Raw genomic sequence first — 6160 nt, 5'->3', positions numbered from 1 at the left:
ATTATTTTACAAGATTCTTCTGTAATTCCTCTATTATAAGCTCTGCACCTGTCGGGCTTAGCGTAATCTTTCCGTCTGCTAAAGTAATATTCTTATCAGATACTTCTCCTGTTATTGCACAAGCGCTATGCGCTTCATACTTTTTCAAGATAATCTTTTCACCTTCTACATAAATCTCTAATGGTGTCTTTTCTTCAATTTCCAGCGTGCGTCTTAACTCCATTGGTATCACGATACGTCCTAAATTATCTAATTTTCGAGTTACTCCTGTTGATTTCATGAAACCTCTCCCTTAAATTTTCTATAACTCTATATTTCTTACCTTATGCCATTTTTTATTGTAACAAGGGTGTTTTTGCCCATCCCCCGAAAAGGGGATGGGCAAAAACACCCTATATATAAAGTAGAATAAAATCCGACTCTTAAGGAGTCGGTTTTATAAAATTAGGATTTGGAGTTTAATTCGCCATTTTCAGAGCATCATTTACGTTTATCTTACCATTACCATATTCAAAAGAATTTCCTAGTGGGATAGCGGTTTTATTCATAACCTCTCTAACTTTCTTATTTATTAAATAAGGATTTTTCTCAAGGATTAATGCAGCAACACCTGCAACATGAGCGGCTGCCATAGATGTTCCACTATCTAATCTATAATTTTCATCTTTCCAGGTGCTTAGTATATCGACACCAGGCGCCATTAACTCAAGTTCGTCTCCTCTACTTGAAAGAAAACCCCTCGTGTCATGTTTATTTAATGCTCCAACAGCGATTACTGAATGATATTTTGCGGGATAAGTAATTGTATTTCCTTCTTTATATCCTTCGTTTCCAGCTGAAGAAATTAGTAAAATACCTTTTTGATAAGCTTTATTCATAGCTTCTTCGAAAAAGGTTGATTCTTTTTTTCCTCCTAAGCTCATTAAAACAATATTTATATTATGTTCAATAGCCCAGTCAATTCCCTTTACAACTGTACTGTATTTCCCATTTGTATACTTATCTAATACTTTTACGGCATATAAATCTACATTAGGTGCTATACCTGTCATTCCTACTTCATTATCTTGTGCTGCGACAATTCCGGCTAAATGTGTTCCATGACCGTTATCATCATCAAAATCCGGATGATTTTCTATAAATGAAATACCGTCTTTTATTTTTAAATCTGTATGTTCTGTATCAATTCCCGTATCTAATACAGCAACAGATACCCCTTTCCCAGTGAAAGGAATAATGTTAATGGAGTTTTGTTTTGTTATTGAAGTTTGAATATTATTATTTTCTCCATGTGCTTTAATAGTTTGATCTACCTCAACTTCGATAACATCACTATCGTGCTTTAAAATCTTTTCGGGGTTATAAGGGAATTCAGCTTTAATAATAGGTAAATTTATAAATGTTTCTTTAATAATGCCACCATGTTTAATGATAAGTTGTTCGTCAATTGTTTTATTAAACATAATCAGGTAGTCTTTTTTTATATTTTCTGCAGCAAATACGCTTTTTTCATTTAATCCACTAATAATAGAGACAAATAAGGATAAAATGAGAATAGTTATTTTTTTCATTGAATTCTAGTCCTTTCAAACGTAAAAATAAGGCGCAATGTGCGCCTTATTTTTGTGATTCTGAAATTAAATAATCACAAACATCTGTATATATCCCTTGTCGATTAGTACGCTTTAATAAGGTTAAAAGTTCTACATCTTCAGGTAAAAAATTATTGATGAGAGATGAAAATGCTTTATAAGTAGGAGCATTTTCTATAGATAATCCGTTAAAAACTGCAGTATCTAAATGAGAATATCTAGACAACATAGATTCTTTATGAGATTCAAAATATTTAACCCCATCTTTTTCTAATTGTTCTGATTGACGTCTTAATTGAAGAGAAAAAACACTTAGAATATCTATAAAAATATTATGTTGCTCTCTAGAAATATTATAGTCAATCATATAATCATAAAGGGGATTATCATCAACATTTACCATCTTCTTTAGCAGCTCAATTTGATACTTTAATAATTCATATTGTTTTTCATCCATCTAAGATATCTCCGTTCTATATATTATTATTATACATATCTATCTTAAATTAGATTTTTAAATTTTTATAGAGCAATTGCTAAAACTGCATCTGCTAATACATCAGCTGTAGACGGAGATGCTCCACATTCGTCAATGAAGAAGTTTTTTAATCCTCTGTGTGCTAACGCTTCTGTTCTTTCTAAATAATGTGCAAGTGATAAACGGTTTTCTTTAATAATGTTTTTATATGATGTTTTACCTAAATATCCAAGAAGACTTTCTAAAGCTTCACCGCCCCATTTTAATCCAAAAATTAAGGCTTCTTTTTTCCAACCTTGAGCGCTTACTTCACCGTCTTCATCTAAAGAAACCGTTTGGTTTAAGTCAGTAACGTTGTAATTTGTTTGTGGGAAGTTCACAACATTATTTTTGACAGGTGCATCTGTTTCAGCAGCAAAAGAAGAAAGTGGTGCAACTGTTAATAATGCAGCAAATGCCATTGAAGCTGGAATGATTTTCTTGAATTTAGCTTTTAAGTTTAACATAGATAATTCCTTCAAATTTTATATTGTATAAATAACAATTCCAATTGTTCCATAATTTAGTATAATACGTCTATACTAAGTATTCTATATTTAATATATAAATATATATTTATAATTGGATTATTGTTTTCGGGATGCTACCCCATGCCTATCAAGCTAAGATTTTTAATTACCCCCATAACGAAAAGTTTACCCCTCCACAGTTATTTATGAGATTTTGGCTCATTTTTTCGTTTTTGGGAATAATTAATTTCTTAAGTTGATGGGTAAGTATGATTCCCCCTATATAACAAAGAAGGAACCTATCATATTTCATAATAGGTTCCTTCTTTAAATGCAAAAACTTAAGATGTATCGTATTATCTTTAGAATCGTTTCCGTTTTCATAAAGATCTTACAAAGTCGAATTTTTTGTATTATTTTAGCTGGATGTTGGTTTCTCATCAGCATCCAATTTTTTCATGATTCAATCTAGGATAAAATATCTACTGCCGTTTGTTAGGTAGTGCATAATAGCCAAAAGCTAAATCCAGCAAGGCACTTGCTTCTTGACGCAGTAACAAATCCTTCGGACGGAAGATAAAGGATCCGTCAGCATTGATGGAAGTATCAGGGTCTAGAATTCCTTGGGAGGCAAGTGCCTGAATCGATTGAATTGCCCAGTCATCCGCAGCATCAAGTAATTTAACTTTACTAGCTTTATCAGTTTGAATCATTTTCAGGTCTTGAATTTGCTTTACGTTTTGAATCATGGTTGCTGCGACCTGTCGGGTAATCGGAGTAGCACGGTTATACTCTGGAATTCCATTCATCATTTTTTCTCTTGCCTCCTTGGATTCGTCTGGAAAACCGTTCCATCCGTGAGCAAGTAACAGCGTATCCGCAAATTCTCCTTGTGTCATGGTGTCCATCGGATTAAATAGATTATCTGTTTTAGCACCCATAATATTTAGAGCATGAAGACTATCAATGTGACTTCTATATTTACTCTTTGATGGCACGTCATCAAAAGGTGGTTTGTTGTTAATTCTCTGAGCATCTGCTACAAAATCAAAGCTTTTAGGAGAGTTGTAGTGAAAATATGCGATTTCTCCAGCTGAATTCTTTTTGAAAGCAACTTTGTTGCCTTCCGAATCCTCAAATAACAACGGATGAATCATTTTGAGAACTTGTTTTCCAGTTGTTCCACCCTCCATGACCAAATTCCCATTTTCATAAGTAAAATGAGTGCGAATTGCAGCGAAACGCGTATTTTGGAATAAGCCCAAGTATTTATGAGCTTCTTTTTCCTCTAACGGGAGATAACTTGTTTTTACTTCATTCTTCTTAGCAGGGAAATAGTGATCCATGAGAGTTTCATATATGTCTATACTCATCATTGAATCATTATTGTAAGACATGAAGAATGCTGTTTTTTGTTCAGGCACTAAAATCAGCATTGATTGATGTCCAGGCATGCTTCCCCCTTTTATTACAACGTGTTGACCGTTAGCAAATTCATTAAAAGGCGTTTCAAATCCAATTGTCGCAACAGGAATCGTCTTATCATCAAAAACTTGATAGGCATGCATCATATCCATGCTTTTTTTACTTACAATTTCTTTGTCTTTAAACTTTCCTTTCTGTAGTTGCATAATCATGTATTTTGACATGTCTTCCGCAGTAGATAAAATGCCTCCTTGTGGTGTATCCCTTAAACCGCTCCCACTTGTTGGAATCGGATCGCCAGTGGGACCATAATGTGTAGCCATTCTTTCGAGAAGATCAGGCGTAAAGCTCATACTTGTAGATTTCATATCTAATGGTTTAAAAATATTTTTTTCCATATATTTTGAGAAAGGGGTGCTAGTAACATTCTCTACTGCTAACCCTGCGAGCGCAAATGAGACGTTGTCATATGTATAAGCTTCCCCTGGTGGCCGTATTACCGTTGGCATATGTTTAGAGAAAAATTCTTTCATTGGTATACTATTATGAACGTATTCGGGTCCAGTTATATTTGTGAGGTCCGGAAAATCTACCCCGCTAGTATAAGTGAGCATATCAAACAGGGTGAGAGGTTTCCCTGTTTGATTAGGTATTTGTAATCCACCTAGATATTTTTGTACGTCTTGATCTAGTTTAAGCTTTCCTTTATCGACTTGCTGCATCACAGCCAAAGCAGTAAAAGTTTTCGAGACTGAACCGATTTGAAAGACCGTGTCCTTAGTGACGGGGATTTTCTTTTCTTTATCGGCATATCCATACCCTTTATTGACAACGACCTTTCCATCATGAACGACGACAAAACTAGAACCGTTCACATTGTACTTCTTCATTTTTTCTTCAAATAACGAATCAGCAAAAGATTCTATTTCTTTTTTATTATTAGGTCCTTTCGTCATTTCGATATTAGTCTTGGATGCCGATGGTATTGATTTTCCTGCTTCTAACGATTGTTGGGAACACGCAGAAATCATGGTTGAAGAAGAAAGAAGAATTGCAATGATCCCCAGTTTGTTAATTCCTTGTTTCATTTTTGTACGCTCCTTTATTTGGTTGGAATTTTTTTGTTAGCGCAACGAGTTAGCGGCTCGTTAGCGTATGAACAGAGTGTAGCAAGCGGCGAGTCATAGTAGATAGTGAACTTCTGTCATATTTATAAAGAACAACAAAAATTGAGTGGATAGGGCTGTATTGATAGTTATGTCATAAAAATCATGACATTTTGACACTACCGTATGTGACAGAAAAACACTTAGAATCAAAGAGCAGTTTTTAACACATTAACAATAAATGAGGAGGGGAGATTTTCATTGTCTATGATAAAAATATAAAGAGGCGTGAAAAGGGAAACAAGTAGGACCTATTTATGAAAAACAAACCAGTAACAAGAGTGATTCAAGGAAAAGAAGTAATTACTAGGATTAACATACAAGTGGAAAAAGAGAAATTTACCGTTTGTTAGGACACAATAGCATTTGTGAAAATAATACTAAGTAAGATAATTGCAAATCAACTCTTGTCCATTTGTCTTTAGTTAAGATGAAAGCTGTATGACTAGTATAAAACAGCAAATAACTACCGATAAAATATGAATAGAGGAGAGGAATATCTTTATGAAAAAGCATTGTCAGATTACATCTACAGGTTTAGTCCTTTTAATGACTGGAAGTTCTCTGTTATATACAACACCAACCTCAATTGTAAAAGCAGAGCCCACTCAAAATGTATCTAGTTCGTTACAAACAAGTACCCAACGAGATCGTACTTCTGTTAAGCAAGCAATGCGGGATACACTACAACTTGGATACCCTGGAATACTTGCTACAATTTATAAGGGTGGAAAAACGTGGAGTTATGCCGCTGGTATAGCGGATCTGAGAACCAAGAAGCCAATGAAAACAGATTTTCGCTTTCGCATTGGTAGTACGACGAAGACATTCATTGCAACAGTGCTACTTCAATTAGCTGGAGAGAACCGCTTGAATCTAGACGACTCCATTGAAAAATGGTTACCTGGTGTCATTCAAGGAAACGGATATGATAGCAACCAGATTACTATCCGGCAGATATTGAATCATACAAGTGGTATTGCTGACTAC

Annotated in this window: 6 protein-coding genes; 1 reads left to right on the top strand and 5 read right to left on the bottom strand. The window is 34.4% G+C overall.

Features of this window, described 5'->3' with window-relative positions:
- Position 1: 1 nt before the first annotated feature.
- From Y7E_RS0128785 to Y7E_RS0128760, 5 genes are all read right to left on the bottom strand, one after another.
- Entirely contained in the window at positions 2-280 is a 279-nt protein-coding gene (locus Y7E_RS0128785) for an AbrB/MazE/SpoVT family DNA-binding domain-containing protein (RefSeq protein WP_017154638.1), read from the bottom strand.
- Positions 281-458: 178 nt separating this feature from the next.
- Entirely contained in the window at positions 459-1571 is a 1113-nt protein-coding gene (locus Y7E_RS0128780; RefSeq protein ID WP_017154637.1) for a S8 family peptidase, read from the bottom strand.
- A gap of 46 nt (positions 1572-1617) precedes the next feature.
- Positions 1618-2049 (bottom strand): hypothetical protein, encoded by a 432-nt coding sequence (locus tag Y7E_RS0128775; RefSeq protein ID WP_017154636.1) that lies wholly within the window; start codon positions 2047-2049, stop codon positions 1618-1620.
- A 65-nt stretch (positions 2050-2114) separates the two neighbouring features.
- The gene (locus tag Y7E_RS0128770; RefSeq protein ID WP_017154635.1) at positions 2115-2576 is read right to left on the bottom strand and encodes a hypothetical protein; all 462 of its coding nucleotides are present in this window, start codon (positions 2574-2576) and stop codon (positions 2115-2117) included.
- 485 nt (positions 2577-3061) lie between these two features.
- On the bottom strand, positions 3062-5092 hold the full coding sequence (locus tag Y7E_RS0128760) for a serine hydrolase domain-containing protein (protein ID WP_017154633.1): 2031 nt from the start codon (positions 5090-5092) through the stop codon (positions 3062-3064).
- A 582-nt stretch (positions 5093-5674) separates the two neighbouring features.
- On the opposite strand from Y7E_RS0128760, the gene Y7E_RS34705 reads away from it, so the two are divergent.
- Positions 5675-6160 (top strand): serine hydrolase domain-containing protein (locus tag Y7E_RS34705; protein WP_237741427.1); only part of this gene is annotated, 486 nt, incomplete at its 3' end.

It is taken from the genome of Bacillus bingmayongensis (genome assembly GCF_000299035.1).
GTDB classification, from domain to species: Bacteria; Bacillota; Bacilli; order Bacillales; family Bacillaceae_G; genus Bacillus_A; species Bacillus_A bingmayongensis.
The sequence above is the reverse complement of the archived record's forward strand: the minus strand, read 5'-3'. Positions and strand labels throughout refer to the sequence as shown.